General features: G+C 72.1%; 17 protein-coding genes and 1 riboswitch. Of the genes, 13 read left to right on the plus strand and 4 right to left on the minus strand.

Annotation, left to right across the window (positions count from 1 at the left end; genetic code table 11):
• Positions 1-88: 88 nt before the first annotated feature.
• The 5 genes from fmt to rpe are packed head-to-tail and all read left to right on the plus strand — an operon-like array spanning position 89 to position 4,594.
• Entirely contained in the window at positions 89-1,048 is a 960-nt protein-coding gene (fmt, locus tag C5H89_RS13420; RefSeq protein ID WP_104107467.1) for a methionyl-tRNA formyltransferase, read from the plus strand.
• Positions 1,049-1,058: 10 nt separating this feature from the next.
• Positions 1,059-1,487: an MmcQ/YjbR family DNA-binding protein gene (locus C5H89_RS13425; protein ID WP_104107468.1), complete on the plus strand. Its 429-nt coding sequence runs from the start codon at positions 1,059-1,061 to the stop codon at positions 1,485-1,487.
• Positions 1,480-2,895, plus strand: a complete 1,416-nt coding sequence (locus C5H89_RS13430) for a transcription antitermination factor NusB (RefSeq protein ID WP_104107469.1) — start codon at positions 1,480-1,482, stop codon at positions 2,893-2,895. The genes C5H89_RS13425 and C5H89_RS13430 overlap by 8 nt, the downstream gene beginning before the upstream one ends.
• A gap of 52 nt (positions 2,896-2,947) precedes the next feature.
• Positions 2,948-3,907 (plus strand): non-homologous end-joining DNA ligase, encoded by a 960-nt coding sequence (gene ligD / locus C5H89_RS13435; protein ID WP_104107470.1) that lies wholly within the window; start codon positions 2,948-2,950, stop codon positions 3,905-3,907.
• A 21-nt stretch (positions 3,908-3,928) separates the two neighbouring features.
• Positions 3,929-4,594, plus strand: a complete 666-nt coding sequence (gene rpe, locus C5H89_RS13440; RefSeq protein ID WP_240181854.1) for a ribulose-phosphate 3-epimerase — start codon at positions 3,929-3,931, stop codon at positions 4,592-4,594.
• Positions 4,595-4,632: 38 nt separating this feature from the next.
• Here the strand turns inward: rpe and C5H89_RS18965 are convergent, their stop codons facing one another.
• A complete protein-coding gene (locus tag C5H89_RS18965) occupies positions 4,633-4,809 on the minus strand; it encodes a hypothetical protein (protein ID WP_162799371.1) in 177 nt (58 codons plus the stop codon).
• A gap of 353 nt (positions 4,810-5,162) precedes the next feature.
• Positions 5,163-5,293: riboswitch (FMN riboswitch) on the plus strand.
• A 94-nt stretch (positions 5,294-5,387) separates the two neighbouring features.
• Between C5H89_RS18965 and ribD the strand changes: the two genes are divergently transcribed.
• From ribD to C5H89_RS13480, 8 genes are read left to right on the plus strand one after another with little or no spacing between them, the layout of a single operon-like run.
• Positions 5,388-6,425 carry a bifunctional diaminohydroxyphosphoribosylaminopyrimidine deaminase/5-amino-6-(5-phosphoribosylamino)uracil reductase RibD gene (gene ribD, locus C5H89_RS13445; protein ID WP_240181855.1) on the plus strand — a complete coding sequence of 346 codons (1,038 nt, stop codon included), beginning with the start codon at positions 5,388-5,390 and terminating at the stop codon, positions 6,423-6,425.
• Positions 6,426-6,427: 2 nt separating this feature from the next.
• Positions 6,428-7,069, plus strand: coding sequence for a riboflavin synthase (locus tag C5H89_RS13450; RefSeq protein WP_104107551.1), 642 nt, complete (start codon positions 6,428-6,430; stop codon positions 7,067-7,069).
• Positions 7,066-7,785 (plus strand): nicotinamide mononucleotide transporter family protein, encoded by a 720-nt coding sequence (locus C5H89_RS13455; RefSeq protein WP_104107472.1) that lies wholly within the window; start codon positions 7,066-7,068, stop codon positions 7,783-7,785. Before C5H89_RS13450 ends, C5H89_RS13455 begins: the two co-directional genes overlap by 4 nt.
• Positions 7,782-9,005, plus strand: a complete 1,224-nt coding sequence (locus tag C5H89_RS13460) for a bifunctional 3,4-dihydroxy-2-butanone-4-phosphate synthase/GTP cyclohydrolase II (protein ID WP_104107473.1) — start codon at positions 7,782-7,784, stop codon at positions 9,003-9,005. Before C5H89_RS13455 ends, C5H89_RS13460 begins: the two co-directional genes overlap by 4 nt.
• Positions 9,002-9,502, plus strand: a complete 501-nt coding sequence (gene ribH / locus C5H89_RS13465; RefSeq protein ID WP_104107474.1) for a 6,7-dimethyl-8-ribityllumazine synthase — start codon at positions 9,002-9,004, stop codon at positions 9,500-9,502. Before C5H89_RS13460 ends, ribH begins: the two co-directional genes overlap by 4 nt.
• Before the next feature lie 30 nt (positions 9,503-9,532).
• Positions 9,533-9,796, plus strand: coding sequence for a phosphoribosyl-ATP diphosphatase (locus C5H89_RS13470; RefSeq protein ID WP_104107475.1), 264 nt, complete (start codon positions 9,533-9,535; stop codon positions 9,794-9,796).
• A gap of 11 nt (positions 9,797-9,807) precedes the next feature.
• Positions 9,808-10,674, plus strand: a complete 867-nt coding sequence (gene hisG / locus C5H89_RS13475; protein WP_104107476.1) for an ATP phosphoribosyltransferase — start codon at positions 9,808-9,810, stop codon at positions 10,672-10,674.
• On the plus strand, positions 10,658-11,098 hold the full coding sequence (locus C5H89_RS13480) for a PH domain-containing protein (protein WP_104107477.1): 441 nt from the start codon (positions 10,658-10,660) through the stop codon (positions 11,096-11,098). The genes hisG and C5H89_RS13480 overlap by 17 nt, the downstream gene beginning before the upstream one ends.
• A 28-nt stretch (positions 11,099-11,126) precedes the next feature.
• On the opposite strand, the gene C5H89_RS13485 is transcribed toward C5H89_RS13480, so the two are convergent.
• From C5H89_RS13485 to C5H89_RS13495, 3 genes are read right to left on the minus strand one after another with little or no spacing between them, the layout of a single operon-like run.
• On the minus strand, positions 11,127-12,389 hold the full coding sequence (locus C5H89_RS13485) for a DUF1501 domain-containing protein (protein ID WP_104107478.1): 1,263 nt from the start codon (positions 12,387-12,389) through the stop codon (positions 11,127-11,129).
• A 5-nt stretch (positions 12,390-12,394) separates the two neighbouring features.
• Complete coding sequence (locus C5H89_RS13490) at positions 12,395-13,957, minus strand: DUF1800 domain-containing protein (RefSeq protein ID WP_104107479.1); 1,563 nt, start codon at positions 13,955-13,957, stop codon at positions 12,395-12,397.
• 29 nt (positions 13,958-13,986) lie between these two features.
• Positions 13,987-14,913, minus strand: coding sequence for an aldose 1-epimerase family protein (locus tag C5H89_RS13495; protein ID WP_104107480.1), 927 nt, complete (start codon positions 14,911-14,913; stop codon positions 13,987-13,989).
• Positions 14,914-14,915 lie beyond the last annotated feature (2 nt).

A 14,915-nucleotide genomic window follows, 5' to 3' on the forward strand; every position in this document is an offset into this window, starting at 1 on the left:
TGAAGGCGATCCGCGAGTCCGACTGGTTCGGCCTGGAACGGCCCGTGGTCAAGGTCTCCCCGCACGCCACGCACGGGTTCGGCTTCTGATGCGCCTGGTGTTCGCCGGCACCCCCGAGGTGGCGGTTCCGGCCCTGGACGCGCTGATGGACTCCCAGCACGACGTGGTGGCAGTCGTCACCCGGCCCGACGCGCCGTCGGGCCGCGGCCGCAAGCTGGTGGCCAGCCCGGTCGCCCGACGCGCCGAGGAGCTCGGCCTGCCGGTGCTCAAGCCGGAGCACCCCCGTGACCCGGAGTTCCAGCAGCAGCTGCGCGACCTGCGCCCCGACTGCTGCCCGGTGGTGGCCTACGGTGCGCTGCTGCCCCAGAGCGCGCTCGACATCCCGCCCCTGGGCTGGGTCAACCTGCACTTCTCCGTGCTGCCCGCCTGGCGTGGCGCGGCCCCGGTGCAGCACTCGATCTGGGCCGGTGACGAGGTCACCGGTGCCACCACCTTCCGGATCGTCAAGGCCCTGGATGCCGGTCCCACCTTCGGCGTGATGACCGAGCGGATCCGGCCCACCGACACCGCCGGAGACCTGCTGGGCCGGCTCGCCGAAGGTGGCGCCGGACTCCTGGTGGCCACCATCGACGGCCTGGAGTCCGGCGACATCCAGGCGCGGGAGCAGCCTGAGGACGGTCTCTCCTTCGCGCCCAAGATCTCCGTCGAGGACGCACGGATCGACTGGACCGAGCCCGCGCTGGCCGTCGACCGCCGCATCCGTGCCTGCACGCCGGGTCCCGGGGCCTGGAGCACGCACGAGGGCGAGCGCATCAAGATCGGTCCGGTGGCGCTCACCAGCGACCGCGAGCGTCTGGAGCCCGGACAGGTGGAGGTCACCCGCAAGGCGGTCTTCGTCGGCACCGGCACCAATCCGGTGCAGCTCGGCCAGGTCAAGGCGTTCGGCAAGAAGGAGATGGCCGCAGCCGACTGGGCCCGCGGGGCCAGGCTGGACTCCGGCATCCGCTTCGGTGACCCCGACCCCGACCCCGACACCAACACCGACTGAGGCGCCCGGCATGACCGACCGCACGGACCGCGCCGCCCGACCCGAGGACATCGACGAGATCTGCCTGTCGCTGCCCGAGGTCGAGCTGGGGGTCTCGTGGGGCGATCGCCCCACCTACAAGGTGCCGCGCGGTCCGAAGGGTCGTGGCTTCCTACTCTTCCGGATGCCGCACCCCACCGCGACCGACCCCGAGACCGGCGAGATGTACGACGACGTCGTGGTGATCACCGTCGCGGACGAGGCGGCCAAGGAGGCCCTGGTAGCGGATCCGGGCACCCCGTTCTTCACCATTCCCCACTTCCGCCGCACGAACGCGGTGCTGCTGCGCCAGTCGCAGGTCGGCGAGCTCGACCTCGGCGAGCTGCGCGAGGTCATCGCCGAGGCCTGGGCCACCCGCGCCCCCAAACGACTCTTGAAGGAGTACCGCGACCGTGGCTGACCCCAGACGCCGAGCCCCACGGGCGGGCGGGCGTCCCCCGAAGCCGCGTCCGGTCGCCGACCCACCCCGCCGGGCGGCGTTCGAGGTGCTCAAGGCGGTGCGCGTCGACGGCGCCTATCCCAACCTGGTGCTGCCCGAGGTGCTGCGCCAGCACGGGCTCGAGGCGCGCGACGCCGCGTTCGTCACCGAGCTCGTCTCCGGCACGCTGCGCCGTCGCGGCACGTACCAGGCCGTCCTGGCCGCCTGCGTGGACCGGCCGCTGGCCAAGGTGGAGGAGCGGGTCCTGGACGCGCTGCTGCTGGGCACCCACCAGCTGCTCTCGATGCGGGTGCCCGCACATGCGGCGATCAGCACCACCGTGGACCTGGTGCGGGCCACCACGGGCCAGGGGCCAGCCGGCTTCTCCAACGCCGTGCTGCGCCGGGTCAGCGAGCACGACCTGTCCGCCTGGGTACGCCGGGTGGCCCCGGACCCCGCTCACGACCCGCACGGCTTCGCCTCCGTCGCCCACTCCCACCCCCGCTGGGTGGTGGACGCGCTCGCCGCGGCGGTGGGGGAGGAGGAGCTGGAGGACCTCCTGGCTGCCGACAACGAGGCACCCCGGGTGGTCCTGGTGGCGCGTCCGGGCCGCGCGGACCGTTCCGAGCTGCCAGGCACGCCGACGGCGTACTCGCCGTACGGCGTGGTGCTGGAGGGAGGTGACCCGGGCTCGGTGCCGGCGGTGGCCCAGGGCCGCGCCGGCGTGCAGGACGAGGGCTCCCAGCTGGTGGCGATCGCCCTGGCCGCCGCTGACGTCCCGGCAGGCCCGGACGGCTCCGCCACGCAGCGCTGGCTCGACATGTGCGCGGGCCCCGGCGGCAAGGCGGCCCTGCTCGCAGCGCTGGCGGACCGCAGTGGTGCCACCTTGCTGGCCAGCGAGCGCCAGCAGCACCGCTCCGGCCTGGTGGCGCGTTCGCTGCGGGGGGCGGCCGGGGTGTCCGGCGTGGTCACCGCGGACGGCACCCGGCCGCCCTGGGCGCCCGAGACCTTCGACCGGGTGCTGGTCGATGTGCCCTGCACGGGCCTGGGGGCGCTGCGCCGCCGACCCGAGGCCCGGTGGCGCCGTACGCCGGCGGACCTCGAGGCCCTGGTGCCGCTACAACGGGCGCTGCTGGGCTCGGCGCTGGACAGCGTGCGCCCCGGCGGCGTGGTCCTCTACGCCACCTGCTCCCCGGTGCTGGCGGAGACCGCAGGCGTGGTCACCGAGGTCCTCGCCGGGCGTGACGACGTCACGTTGGAGGACATGTCAGGGCTGCTTCCAGGGGTCACGGACGCCGCCGGACCGTTGCCCGGGACTTTGCAGCTGTGGCCGCACCGGCACCAGACCGACGCGATGTTCATGGCGCTGCTGCGGCGCGATCCCCGCTAGCCGCGGCAGCACCTGGGCGACGGTGGTGGTCCCGGGCCGCTAGCGTGGGCGGGTGCCCACGAAGTCCCCAGCCGTCGAGCTCGAGGTGGACGCGCGCGTCGTCCGGGTCAGCAACCCCGAGCGGGTCTACTTTCCCGAGATCGGGGCGACCAAGCTCGACCTGGTGGAGTACTACCTCGCGGTCGGCGACGGGATCGTGAACGCCCTGCTCGAGCGCCCCTGCATGCTGCACCGGTTCCCCAAGGGGCTGGCCGGCGACAAGGTGCACCAGAAGCGGTTGCCCGCGGGAGCACCGGACTGGGTGGAGACCGTCGAGCTGTTCTTCCCGCGTTGGAAGCGGACGGCCGACGAGCTGTGCGTCACCGAGCTGGCCCAGGTGATCTGGGCGGTGCAGATGTCGACGGTGGAGTTCCACCCGTGGAACAGCCGGCGCCGCGACACCGAGAAGCCCGACGAGTGGCGCATCGACCTCGACCCGGGACCCGACTCCGACTGGGCCCAGGTACGGCGCGTGGCCCACGTCGCCCATGAGGTCCTCGACGAGCTGGGGGCGACCGGATTCCCCAAGACCAGCGGCGGCAAGGGGTTGCACATCTACGTGCGCATCGCCCCCGAGCACGGCTTCGCCGACGTACGGCGGGCTGCGCTGGCGTTCGCCCGCGAGGTGGAGCGCCGTTCGCCCACTGACGTCACCACCGCCTGGTGGCGCAAGGACCGGGACCCCGGCGCGCTGTTCGTCGACTACAACCAGAACGCCCGGGACCACACCATCGCCGCGGCCTACTCCGTGCGCGGGGTGCCCCGGGCCCTGGTCTCGACCCCGGTGTCCTGGGCGGAGGTCGAGGAGGTGGAGCCGGATGACTTCACCATCCGGACCGTGCCGAAGCGCTTCGCCGAGCTCGGGGACCTGCACGCCGACATCGACGAGCACGTCTTCGACCTGGCGCCGCTGCTGGAGTGGGCGGACCGTGACGAGGCGACCGGCGCCCCGCCGCCGGCCGAGCCGGACTGAGCGCCGCCTAGCATGTGCGGCGTGGGAATCCAGATCACGCCGAGCATCCTGAACGCCGACCTCGCCGCCCTTGGAGCGGAGGTGGCCCGGATCCCTCATGCCGACTGGGTCCACGTCGACGTGATGGACAACCACTTCGTGCCCAACCTGACCCTCGGCCTGCCGGTGGTCGAGAGCCTGCTCAAGCACACCGACCTGCCGCTGGACGCCCACCTGATGATCGAGGACCCGGACCGCTGGGCGCCGGCGTACGCCGAGGCCGGCTGCGGCAGCGTCACCTTCCACGTCGAGGCGGCCAAGGCGCCGGTGCGGCTGGCCCGCGAGATCCGCGCCCAGGGCGCCCGCGCCAGCATGGCCCTCAAGCCGGCCACGCCGATCGAGCCCTACGAGGCGTTGCTGCCGGAGCTCGACATGCTGTTGATCATGACCGTCGAGCCCGGTTTCGGCGGGCAGAAGTTCCTCGATCTCTGTCTGCCCAAGATCCGGTCGGCACGGGCGATGATGGACCGGCACGGGGTCGAGACCTGGTTGCAGGTCGACGGCGGCGTGAGCATGGAGACGATCGAGCGCTGCGCGGAGGCGGGTGCCGACGTGTTCGTCGCCGGCTCCGCGGTCTACTCCGCACAGGACCCCGACCGGATGGTCCGTGACCTCAAGGCGAAGGCGGAGGCGGCAGCCGCGCGCTGAGCTCGACCGGGATGGGGCGGGGCCGGAGCAGGGCCTGTTCAGCGGGCGGGAATCTGGGTGAACGTCCTTGCGCCGTCGGTCGAGACGTGGACCCGGTCGTCCCAGGAGACGGTCCAGATCACGCCTCCTCCCGCCGTCGAGGCGGCCAGGTCGTACGAGCCGGTGGTTGCCGGTGAACGTCCCCACGTCGGTACGACGCCAAGTGCCGCCGTCATCCACCGATCGGGCCACCGCCATGAACGGGAACAGGGTGGCGCCGTCGGCGCCACCGGGCACCGCCCGGACTCCGGGTGCCAGGCTCGGGATCCGTCGCTGGAGCAGTCCCGCGAGCTCGGGTCGGTCCGGGTACCGCGCCACCAACCCTTGGGGAAACTCCTGGTCTGACCTGGTCCAGCGGTACCGCGCGTAGGTGGCGGTCCTGAAGCCGTTCGCGCTCGACGTCACGGCATCGGCTGCCCGGCCGGGCGGCCCCACACCGCATCGACGCGGATGCACACCAACTGGACAGGTGCGCGCTCCGTGCGGTGCGCTGTGGCAGAGTTGGGCCCGCAAGAGCAGAAACAAGAGCTCGCGTGCTCTGGGGGCGGTGAAACTCCGCACCGGCGGTGAAAGTCCGCGACCCGGCCACCTCCAGTGGTCGGTTGACCAGGTGAAACTCCTGGACCGACGGTCAAAGTCCGGATGAGAAGACGCACGCAGGTCTTGTGGAATCCCTTCGTTCGACCTCTTCGGCGACGAGTGTTCCGCGAGATCACGCCCCCCGGTGCCCGCGAGGCCCAAGGCAGGAGGCGTGATGGGAACGAGCCAGGCAGAGCAGCAGGCGATGCTGCGCGCCCTCGGGCTTGCCGCCTCCCCGGACGCACCGCTGGGTCCCAATCCGCGGGTCGGCTGCGTGCTGCTGGCACCGGACGGCAGCACCCTCGCCGAGGGGCACCACCGAGGTGCCGGCTCGCCGCACGCGGAAGCCGATGCCCTGGCCCGGGCTGGTGCCGCCGCGCGCGGCACCACCGCGGTGGTCACCTTGGAGCCTTGCAACCACACCGGTCGCACCGGGCCGTGCGCTGAGGCACTGGTGAGCGCCGGCGTACGCCGGGTGGTCTTTGCCCAGGTCGATCCCAACCCGGTCGCCAGCGGCGGCGCCCAGACGTTGCGCCAGGCCGGCGTGGAGGTGGAGTCCGGGCTCCTCGCCGAGCCGGCACGGGCAATCAACCGGGTCTGGACGTTCGCGGTGGAGCACCAGCGGCCCTTCGTCACCTGGAAGTTCGCCACCACCCTGGACGGGCGGAGCGCCGCGGAGGACGGGACCAGCCGTTGGATCAGCTCGCGGCCCGCTCGGCTCGACACGCACCGGCTGCGCGCGCTGTGCGACACCATGCTGATCGGCACCGCCACGGTGGCGGTCGATGACCCCGAGCTCACCGTGCGCGACGAGCACGACCAGCCGCTCGAGCACCAGCCGCTGCGGGCCGTGATGGGCCTGCGCCACGTGCCCCCGGACCGCCGGGTCTTCAACGACCGTGCCGAGACGCTCCGGCTGCTCACCCGGGACCCGGCGGAGGCTTTGGCCACGCTGTTCGACCGCGACCGCCAGCACGTCTTCCTGGAAGGGGGCCCAACCCTGGCGGCCGCGTTCCTCACCGCAGGCCTGGTCGATGAGGTCGTGGCCTACGTGGCGCCGTTGCTGCTGGGCGCCGGCCGCGCGAGCGTGGCGGACCTGGGCATCAGCACCATCGCCGACGCGCGCCGGTTCGACGTCACCGACGTGACGGTGCTGGGTGAGGGCACCGAGACCAATGTCCGCCTGACCATGTCGCCTGCAGAGAAGAGCTGATGATGTTCACCGGAATCGTGGAGGAGCTCGGCACCGTGCACGCCGTGCAGGACCAGGGCGACGCCATCAGGCTCACCATCCGCGCCGAGAAGGTCCTGGACGACGTGCACCTGGGCGACTCGATCGCCGTCAACGGCTGCTGCCTCACCGTCGCCGAGACCGAGGCCTCCGGCGACCCGGGAGCCGGAGTCGTCGACCTCTGGACCGCAGACCTCATGCAGGAGACGCTGCGGCGCACCAGCCTGGCCGGGGTGGCGCCGGGGGACCGGGTCAACCTCGAGCGCGCCGTCCTGGCGACCGCTCGGCTGGGTGGACACATCGTGCAGGGCCACGTCGACGGCGTGGGCACCGTGATCTCCCGCAGCCCCAGCGAGCACTGGGACCTGGTCGCCGTCTCCCTGCCCCCCGACCTGGCGCCGTACCTCGTCGAGAAGGGCTCCATCACCGTCGACGGCGTCAGCCTCACCCTCGTCGAGGTCACCGCGGACTCCTTCACCGTCAGCCTCATCCCCGAGACGCTGGCACGCACCACCTTGGGGACGCATCGCCCGGGTGACCGGGTGAACCTCGAGGTCGACGTCATCGCCAAGCACGTGGAGAAGCTCCTCCGTGCCTATCTCCCCCGACCGAAGCAGGAGTCATGAACTTCCTCGAGTGGCTGGTCAGCGGCTCCATCGCGGTCGGCGACGGCAGCCTGTCGGTGCCGGAGGTGGTCGGCAACGTGTTCGGGCTGGCCAGCGCCATCCTCGGCATGCGGCGGCTGGTGTGGGCCTGGCCCATCGGCCTGGTCGGCAACGTGCTGCTGTTCAGCGTCTTCGCCAGCGGAGAGCTCAGCAACGTGGTCTCCGAGCCCCTGTGGGGACAGGCGGGCAGACAGGTCTTCTTCGCCGCCGTCAGCCTCTACGGCTGGGTGCGGTGGACCAGGCTGCGCCGGGCCCGGCGCGCCGGTGGCGTCGACGACGGGCGGGCCCTCACCCCGCGGTGGGCCACCTGGCCCGAGCGGGCACAGCTGCTGGTGGCCGGCGCCATCGGCTACGCGGTGGCCTACCTGGCCCTGGAGCGGATCGGCTCCTGGGGGCCGGCGACCGAGGCCTGGATCCTGGCCGGTTCCATGCTGGCCACCTGGGGGATGGCCCGCGGCTGGGTGGAGTTCTGGCTCGTCTGGATCCTGGTCGATGCCGTCGGGGTGACCACGCTGGTCCAGGCCGGCTACTACCCGACCGCCGGCATGTACGGGTTCTACGCGTTCTTCGTGGCCATGGGCTTCGTCGTCTGGTGGCGCGCCGCACGTGCCAGCGCCCGGGCCCTGCCCACACCGGACGGGTCCTCCGTCCCTTCCCCCGAAGGAGCACACCGATGAGCGTCCGTCTCGATCCCGTCGAGCGAGCCGTCGCCGACATCGCCGCCGGCAAGGCCGTCGTCGTCGTCGACGACGAGGACCGCGAGAACGAGGGGGACATCATCTTCGCGGCCGCCAAGGCCACGCCGGAGCTGATGGCCTTCACCATCCGGCACTCCAGCGGGGTGATCTGCGTGCCGATGCCGGCCTCGATGCTGGACCGGCTCGAGATCCCCCTGATGACCCCCCACAACAAGGACAAGCTGCGCACCGCCTACACGATCTCGGTGGACGCCCGCGACGGCGTCTCCACCGGCATCTCCGCCGCGGACCGGGCGCACACCGCCCGGACCCTGGCCGACTCCGCCACCGAGCCCTGGGAGCTCACTCGTCCGGGCCACGTCTTCCCGCTGCGCTACCGCGAGGGCGGCGTGCTGGTGCGCCGGGGCCACACCGAGGCGGCGGTTGACCTCGCCGTTCTCGCCGGGCTGACCCCGGCCGGGGTGCTGGTCGAGGTGGTCAACGACGACGGCACCATGAAACGCGCCCCCGAGCTGCGCGCGTTCGCCGACGAGCACGGACTGGCCATGATCTCCATCGAGGACCTGGTCCGCTACCGGCGCCGCCACGAGATCCACGTGGAGCGTGCCGCCCAGACCCGGCTCCCGACGCGGTACGGGGACTTCACCGCCCACGGCTACCGGATCACCATCGACGGGTCCGAGCACGTCGCACTGGTCCACGGCGACCTCTCCGGCGACGAGCCGGTGCTGGCTCGGGTGCACTCGGAGTGCCTGACCGGGGACGTCTTCGGGAGTAGGCGCTGCGACTGCGGACCCCAGCTCGACGAGGCGCTGGAGCGCATCGTCGCCGAGGGGCGCGGCGTGGTGATCTACCTCCGCGGCCACGAGGGACGGGGCATCGGCCTGGTCGCCAAGCTCCAGGCCTACGAGCTGCAGGACGGGGGACGCGACACCGTGGACGCCAACCTGGATCTCGGGCTGCCGGCCGACGCCCGGCACTACGGCACCGCCACGCAGATCCTGCGGGACCTGGGCGTCGCCTCGGTGCGGCTGATGACCAACAACCCGGCGAAGACCCGCAACCTCCGCGACTACGGCATCGAGGTGGCCGAGCAGGTCCCGCTGACGCCGCGGCCCAACGACCACAACCTGGCCTACCTGCTGACCAAGCGGGACCGCATGGGCCACGACATCGCCAACCTGGAGGAGCACCAGTGAGTGGAGCAGGCGCACCAGACAAGAAGCCGTTCGACGCCTCGGGCCTGAAGGTGGCGGTGGTGGCCGCCAGCTGGCACGAGGCGGTGATGGACGGGCTGCTGGCCGGCGCCCGGAGAGCCCTGGTCGAGCACCGGGTCACCGACGCCCTCGAGGTCCGGGTGCCGGGCACCTTCGAGCTCCCCGTCCTCGCCCAGGCCCTGGCCGAGCAGGGGTACGACGCCGTCGTCGCCCTCGGCGTCGTCATCCGCGGGGGCACGCCGCACTTCGAGTACGTGTGCTCCGCGGCCACCGACGGACTGACCCGGGTGGCGCTGGACCACGTCGTCGCCGTCGGCTTCGGGGTGCTCACCTGCGACACCGAGGAGCAGGCCCTGGACCGCGCCGGGCGGCCCTCCTCGCGCGAGGACAAGGGGTTCGAGGCCACCGCCGCCGCGATCGAGACCGCGCGCACTCTGCGGGCCGTGCGCGGCGAGGCGAGCGTGGACCGCGGTGCGTGAGCTGCTCCGGCAACGCTTAGGCTGGGTGGTGTGAAGACGTTCGAACAACTCTGGGCCGAGCTCAACGACCTGGCAGTGACTCGCCCCGAGGGATCCGGCACCGTGCGCGCCCTGGAGGCCGGGGTCCATACCATCGGCAAGAAGCTCGTCGAGGAGGCCGCGGAGTCCTGGATGGCCGCGGAGCACGAGGGCAAGGAGCGCGCGGCCGAGGAGATCAGCCAGCTGCTGTACCACGCCCAGGTTCTCATGCTTGCCAGCGGCATCACGCTCGAAGACGTCTACGCACACCTGTGAGGCACACACCCATGTCCCAGTCCACCGGCAACGGCACGTTGCGGATCGCGGTCCCCAACAAGGGCGCCCTGTCCCTGTCCGCCTCCGAGATCCTGCGCGAGGCCGGCTACCGGCAGCGCAGCGACTCTCGTGAGCTCGCTCTGACCGACCCGGAGAACAACGTCGAGTTCTTCTACCTGCGTCCTCGCGACATCGCCCTGTACGTGGGGGAGGGCACCCTGGACGTCGGCATCACCGGTCGCGACCTGCTGCTCGACTCCGGGGCGAAGGCCGACGAGGTGCTGCGGCTGGGCTTCGGTCGCTCCAACTTCCACTTCGCCGGCCCTGCCGGCGCGTACTCCTCGGTGGACGACCTGGCAGGCAAGCGCATCGCCACCTCCTACGACGGCGTGGTGCGCACCTTCCTGGAGAATCGGGGCATCGAGGCCACCGTGACCCGGCTCGACGGCGCGGTGGAGACGAGCATCCAGCTGGGCGTGGCCGACGTCATCGCCGACGTCGTGGAGACCGGGTCGACCCTGCGGGCTGCCGGGCTGGCCACGTTCGGTGAGGTGATCCTCTCCTCCGAGGCGGTCGTCATCACCCGGGGCGGGGAGCAGCCGGCCGGCTTCGAGATCTTCAAGCGCCGCGTCGAGGGGGTGCTGGTCGCCCGCAGCTACGTGATGATGGACTACGACATCCGCAGCGAGCAGGTCGGGGACGCGGTGGCCCTGACACCCGGCATCGAGAGCCCCACCGTCTCGCCGCTGCATCGCGAGGGCTGGGTCGCGGTGCGGGCCATGGTCCCGCGCGACGGAGCCCAGAGGCTGATGGACGAGCTCTTCGAGCTGGGTGCACGCGGCATCCTGCTCACCGACATCCATGCCTGCCGGCTCTGACCTCGAGCTGCCCCGCACGTGGCGCCCCCTGGGCGTGCGGCTGGCAGCGGGGTTCTTCGGCGGCGTGCTGGTGCTGCTGTGCCTGTTCGCCTGGTTCGGCTTCGACGAGTCGATCCGGGACCGGTTCACGCTGTTCCAGCGCGGCACCATCCTGGTGCTCGGGCTGATGGCCGGCTCGCTGGGCCACGCCCTGGCCCGTTCCCGGGTGACGGCCACCGCGGACCGGCTGGTCGTGGTCAACGGCTACCGCAAGCGCGAGTTCGAGTGGCCCGCTGCGGTCGCCGTACGGCTGCCCCCGGGGGCGCCTTGGGCGACCCTGGACCTCGGCGACGGGACGAGCGTGCCCATGATGGGGATCCAGGGCTCGGACGGCGATCGGGCGCGGGCTGCGGTCCGCGAGCTGCGGACGCTGCTCGACCGCTGACTCTGCTCGCCCACGGACCGGGCGCTGGTCACTGGCCGAGCATGACCCCGACCCGGGTCGGGGAGAACCCCGGGAAGACCGTGGGGATGCTGGCACCGAAGCGGGATGAGACGACCTCGGCCAGCACGCTGCGGTAGTCGGTGGTGACCAGCAGGTCCGCGTCCGGGTCGTTGGTCAGCCCCGGCCAGGTGCCGTGGTAACCGCCGCGCACGCCCGCCCCGAGCAGCAGCATCGCGTTGCCGTAGCCGTGGTCCAGTCCCCAGTTGGCGTTCTCCGCGACCCGGCGTCCAAACTCGCTCAGGCACACCACCGTGACCGTGTCCCCGAGCGCGCCGAGGTCGGCGAAGAACGCGGCCAGCGCGCCGGAGAGCTGCTCGGCGTTGCGCTTCATCGCGCCCCACTCGGTCGTGCCCAGGTCGGCGTGCATGTCCCAGTCGCCGTGGTCCACGGTGACCACCTCCACGCCCACGTCGCTGCGCACGATCCGAGCGACCTCCGAGAGTGCCTTGCCGAGATCTCCACTGGGATAGGTGACGCCGTTGGCGGGGGTGCTGGGGGACTGCAGCACAGGGGCGAAGTCGGCGACCGCGCCGAACGCCGCCCGCATGGACCCGGCGAGCCGGGTCTGCCGCTTGTCCCACATGGTGTGCAGCGACCGGTTGCGGCCGCCGTAGGTGTCCCACTTGTCCGCCCCGGCGATCCCGACGTCGGCGATGGAGCGGGTGGTGAGGAAGGGCGCGCTGCCATAGAGCGCCGCGGGTGCCGTGCGGCCCATCTGCAGGGCCTGCAGGGGGGACCCGACCGCGTCGGAGCCGATGAGCCGGTTGAGCCACCCGCTGCGCGTGGTGGAGCCCGGCGCGGCGTCCTCCAGCTCCTCCATGGCGGAGAAGTGCGACCTGTTGCGCACCGGCAGGCCGGTGGCGTGGACCGCGGCCATACGCCCGGCGTTCCACAGCGGCAGCAGCGGTGACAGCGCGGGATGCAGACCGAAGAACCCGTCCTTGGCCACCAGCCGGTCGCTGGGCACCGCCAGGCGCGGTCGGGCGAGGGCGTAGACGGGGTCGCCGTGCGGCACCACCAGCGACAGCCCGTCGGCGGCTCCCCGCATCGAGAGCACCACGACCACGCCGCGCGCGGGTGTGCCTGCTGCCGCGGCGGCGGTCTGGATGACCGCGGAGCCGATGGTCGTGGCGACCCCGGCGGCCAGGGCGCCGCCCAGGAAGGCGCGACGTGAGGTGCGGGCGACGGCGCTGAACTCCGCGCAGCACGCGGGCTGGTTCTCGTGGTCCATGGGCCTCACCTGGCGAAGAATTCGGGGGAGTCGAGCAGTGTGGTGAGCAGTCGCGCCATGCTCCACCGCACCAGTGGGTGGTCGTGGGTGATCTTCTCGCCGGGACGCAGGTTGGTGGCCTCGCAGCAGGCCTTCAGCAGCACCGAGGTCGAGGGCTGGTGCAGCAGCTCACGGCTCAGGTGGTCGACGAGCTGGTCGAAGCGCATCCCGGACTTGGGCACCCACGCCTTGGCGGGCCGGTAGCCGACGTCCTCGGTCGGCCACCATCCGCCCGCCATGCCGTAGTGGTTGCGCAGCGACGCCAGCAGCCGCGAGGTCGAGGACCAGGTCGCGTTGTCCAGCGGGGTGCCGTCGGGGCGGGGCCAGGAGAACGGCATCGCGCCGATCGTCGCTGCCTGCCAGAGCATGGCGTTGGCCGCGGAGTCCGTACCGCGCGGACGGCCCAGGTCGGCGCGGAGCACCCGGTAGGTCGCGACCACGTCCTCGGCCGGGTCGCGCAGCTTGTCGCCGACGGAGCGGCGGAACTCGCGTGAGTCGACCAGCGCCTCCAGCACCGGTGTGATCGCGGTGTCGTGGTGCAGGTAGATCTTCGCCAGCCGTCGTACCAGGGCCGGAGAGGGGTCGTCACCGACGAACTTCACCGCCAGCTTGGTCGCCAGGCGCTGCGCGGTGTCGGGGTGGTGCGCCAGGTAGCGCAGGTAGTTGGCGGTGACGGTGCGACCGTCCGAGGACTTGTTGGCGGCGGTGAACCCCTTGACCCGCACCCGGCCGGTGGCGTGCAGGTCCGGCCGGTAGGAGGCCTTCCAGCTCTTCCACATGTCGACGTACCACCCGGTGAGGATCCGGGCGGAGTCCTTGACGTCCGACTCGGTGAAGCTCCCGCGGCCCACGGTGTGCAGCTCCAGGAGCTCACGCCCCAGGTTCTCGTTGGGGTGGGCGGCGCTGGAGGTGGCGTTGTCGAGGTAGATCAGCATGGCGGGGTGGGTGATCGCCGCGTGCAGGAGCTCGTCGAAGCGGCCCAGGGCGTGCCGGCGGATGACGTCGCCGTAGGCCTTGCGATACAGGAACCACTGCTCGCCGTTGGTGGGGACGTTCAGGTGGTTCTCCCAGAACTGGGTCATGGTCTCCAGGACCTGACGGCGCGACTGCATCCGGCGCGCCATCACCCACCGCTGGTAGTCCTCCATCACCAGCCACCCGCCGCGGATCCCGCCGGCGTGGTTCTGCCACAGCGTCAGCGGGCCCTGCGCCAGCTCGGGCCACCAGCCCTGGGTGCGGTCGCCCGCCTTGTCGTTGACCTTGCCCGGCGCGAGCTGCCAGCTGAACCAGGCGCGGGCCCCGCCCTTCTTGCGCACCTCGGCTGCCAGGTCAGGGGTGATCCCGTAGCTGAAGCGGCTGACCAGGTGCCGGTCCCGACGCGAGAGCAGGGGGCGCTTGGCATAGGTGCGTGGCTTGTACTTGCGCCCGGCCGCGGCCGGGGACGAGGTCGCGGCGATGCCGGCGGCGGCCGCGCCACCGGCCAACAGTCCGCGACGGGTCGCGGTGGCGCCGGTGGTCCGAGAAGACATGGATCGAGAGTAAGGGCAACCAGTCTCTGTCAGGGGGCCTTGCGCAATTGTGTTACTCCCCAGGTCGCCGAGGCCGATGCCCCGGCCTGACCGGCAGGGGCGAGGACGACCAGTCCGTCACGGGAGTTGAAGGCGTCTGCTGGTGCCGTCATGGGCTCCACCGCCAGGGAGCGCCGCGCCTTGTCCGGGACCTCGTCGGCGCTGAAGAGCTGGACCCAGCCGTGGGCGGCGTCCACCCACAGCGCTACTGCGTCGCCGGAGACCGGGTCGCGCAGCACGACCGTGGCCGTGCCCGTGGCGTCGCGTTCCAGGTCGCCGAAGGCGTCGTTGAAGGAGGTGCTGCCGATGACGCGCGGGGTGCGGAAGTCGTACGCCGTGCCCGCGACCTCCTCCTCGCCCGTCGGCAGCAGCCGGTCGTCGGTGAGGACGCGGCGCGCAGCGGGCAGGGTCAGCTCGAGGTGGTCGATCCCGGTGCCCACGCACAGGTAGGGATGGGCGCCGCTGGCGTAGGGGGCAGGCTCGCTGGAGCGGTTCGTGGCGCTCTGGGTGACGCGGAGCCCCGCCGGCGAGACGGAGTAGGTGACGCGCAGGTCCAGCGTCCACGGGTAGCCGGTCTGCGCCATCACCCGGTAGGTCAGCGTCACCGAGTCCGCCTGCTGGTCGACCGCGGTCCACGGTGCCCAGCGGGCGAGACCGTGCGAGGCGGTGCGGGTCCCGGGGTCGCTCAGCGCCAGCTGGTGCCTGCGGCCCCCGAACTCGTGGACGCCGTCGCGGATGCGGTTCGGCCACGGCATGAGCAGCTGGCCCCTGCCCCCGGAGGACATCTCGTGCCGGGCGAAGCCGTCGACCAGGGGGCGCCCGTGGTGCTCGAGCAGACGCAGCGCCCCGCCGCTCTCGGTGACGACCGCCCGGTAGCCCGAGCCCTCGATCTGGAACTGCTCGCCGCTGGGGTCCATGG

Source organism: Nocardioides sp. 616, from assembly GCF_002930065.1.
GTDB lineage: Bacteria > Actinomycetota > Actinomycetes > Propionibacteriales > Nocardioidaceae > Nocardioides > Nocardioides houyundeii.